The 2,409-nt window shown below is 75.9% G+C and carries 2 protein-coding genes; both read right to left on the reverse strand.

The features are described 5' to 3' along the window. The coding region (locus tag FGF04_RS38820) for a YcaO-like family protein (protein WP_149516096.1) at positions 1-1,493 on the reverse strand (1,493 nt) is incomplete at its 3' end. Continuing rightward, the coding region (locus tag FGF04_RS38825; protein WP_223146456.1) for an MBL fold metallo-hydrolase at positions 1,490-2,409 on the reverse strand (920 nt) is incomplete at its 5' end. The genes FGF04_RS38820 and FGF04_RS38825, both read right to left, overlap by 4 nt.

Here is a 2,409-nt window from a genome sequence, read left to right on the forward strand (position 1 = left end):
GTACGGGCCACCGCGTGGCGGTCCGGTTCGCGGTAGAGGGGGTACAGCCCGCCCACGGTCCTGCGGGCGGCGTCGACGTCGAACCAGGCCGGGCCGCCCAGCCGTTCGCGGCCCTCGGGGGTGAGGTGCACCGGCCGCGCCCCGGAGTGCGGGACGGGACCGACCCCGGCCAGCGGGTGCCCGCGCCCGGTCAGCCGCCGCACCCCGCGCTCCCCGATCCGGGCGTACGACATCGTCTCCACCTCCATGCCGGGGACGAGCACCTTCACCGCGTGCGCCCCCGGCCCGCCCGTGGCGACCACCAGGACGTCGAAGTCCGCCAGCCGCAGCAGCAGGTCGTCGAGGAGGGCGGCGGGGTCGTCCAGCGAGCCGGCCGGCACGGTCGGCAGCGACGAGAACGGCACGCTGGAGCGCCGGGACAGCACGGTGGGCTCCAGCAGCTCCCGCAGCCGATCGGCGTCCATGGCGGCCCACGCCGTCATCTCCCGCAGCGCCCGCGGCTCCTGCGGCGCCAGGGGAGCGGACATCTCGCGCTCCAGGTAGCCGGGCGGGGCGATCCGGGCGACCTCGGTCAGCGGGCCGTGCGAGAAGGTCTTGCGCGCCCGCGAGGAGACGTACTCGGTGAGCGCCTTGCGCAGCGCGACCTCGCGGTCGGGGTGGGCGGCCTCGCCGCACGCGGTGAGCGTGAGGGGCGTCGAGGACCCCTCCGGGCCGCGGGGAGCGTCCGTGCCGACGACGTGGACGTCGGCCAGGCCGAAGCGGGTGGCGGCGAGCTTGGGCAGCACCTCGACGCCGGCGTCCCGCAGCCGGCCGAGCAGGGAGAGCGTGACCGGATCGGTGACCGCGTCCAGGTCGATGACCCTGCCCTCGTCCATGGCGCGGTGCGCGGTGGCGTTGCCGTCGCGCTGGAGGATCTCCAGGAGCGCGTGGGACACGGCGCGCTGCGGGGTGTCGCCGGCGCCCAGCCCGTTGGTGACCGGGGTGGTGAGCCAGCCGCCGGGCGGCGGTTCGCCGGGCAGGTCCGAGCCGCAGGTCGCGGCGAACTCGGCGGGCACCAGCACCTCCTCGCCGGTGCGCAGCCGGCGCGCGGGCACCCAGTCCAGGGGGCGCTCGGGTCCGTAGTCCGCGCCCGCGGGCAGGACGAGCTCCACCGGGTCGGCGACCCGGTCCCGGCCGCGTTCGCGCACCAGTTCCGCGTAGGAGGCGCGGCGGCGGCCGGTGCGGGCCAGGTGCCGGGCCAGCAGGACCGTCTCGGTGAGCTCGCCGTAGGCGCCGACGCGGGCCTGGGCGGGGTCCGCCCCGTAGCCGTAGGCACCCTTGCGGACACCGGCCGCGTCCAGGTGGTCGGCCGCGACGACCGGCAGACCGGTGCGGTCCGCGGCGCCGATGTCGAAGTCCTGCTGCTCACCGGGGGCGAGGGCGGCGCGGTAGGCCTCCACCACCGGGTGTTCCGTGGCGGCGGTGTTCGTCGCGGGATTCGTCGTGGGGGTCATCGTCCGGCTCCCAACGGTAGGGCGGCCGTACTGGGCCGGCCGGTCAACTGGTGGTCGAACAGGCGCAGTACGTCCGCGGTGCTCACGGGCGCGGCGAACTCGAAGGGGGTGGCCACCGCCGCGAAGTCCAGGCCGGCGATCAGCTGCCGGTAGTGGCGCACCTCGTCGTGGGAGAGCGGGATCCGGGCGTGGTAGGCCTTGTGGCAGGAGAGGGCGCGGGGCACCGTCCCGTCCAGGTCGACCTTGAGGGTGTCGCCACAGAACAGGATTCCGCGGTCCGCGTCGTGCAGCACGCAGTGGCCGGGGAAGTGGCCGCCGGTGCGGTGCACGGTCAGGCCGGGCGCCAGTTCCAGCCGCTCGTCCACCGGCCAGGTCACCCGGAACGCCTTCGTCCAGACCAGGTCCTCCACCCCGACGGCCACCACCGGCGGGTCGAAGTGCCGCTGCAACTGCCACAGCGCCCCGTAGCCGTGCACGTGGCTGGCGCCGAGGCGGGCGATGCCGCCGAGCCGCTCGATCTCGGCGAGCGCGTCGCGCGGGTAGTAAGGGGCCGCCTCCCAGGCGACGTTGCCGCCCTCGGCGTCGATCAGCCAGCCCGTCGAGCCCAGCCCGAAGGACGGCACGGTACGGAACCCGGTGACGCCCGGCACGGGGTGGTCCCACTCGGCGGCCAGCAGGTCCCCGACCGCCTTCTCCTCGCGGAAGTCCCAGCCCTCCTCGGGCAGCGCGTTGCGCACGTCGCAGCAGACCGGGCAGGCGGGCGGGGGGCCGAACCACCGCTGCCAGTGACCGCAGTTGGCGCACGCGTACGGGGTGAGGGTCATCGTCGGCCTTCCTCGGCGGTGGCCAGGTCCGGTCGCCGCCCCGGTGTTCGCGCCGGTGTTCGTGCCGGTGTCCGTACCGGGGCGGGTGGGGG

Origin of the sequence: Streptomyces apricus (assembly GCF_008369065.1) — a bacterium.
GTDB classification, from domain to species: Bacteria; Actinomycetota; Actinomycetes; order Streptomycetales; family Streptomycetaceae; genus Streptomyces; species Streptomyces apricus.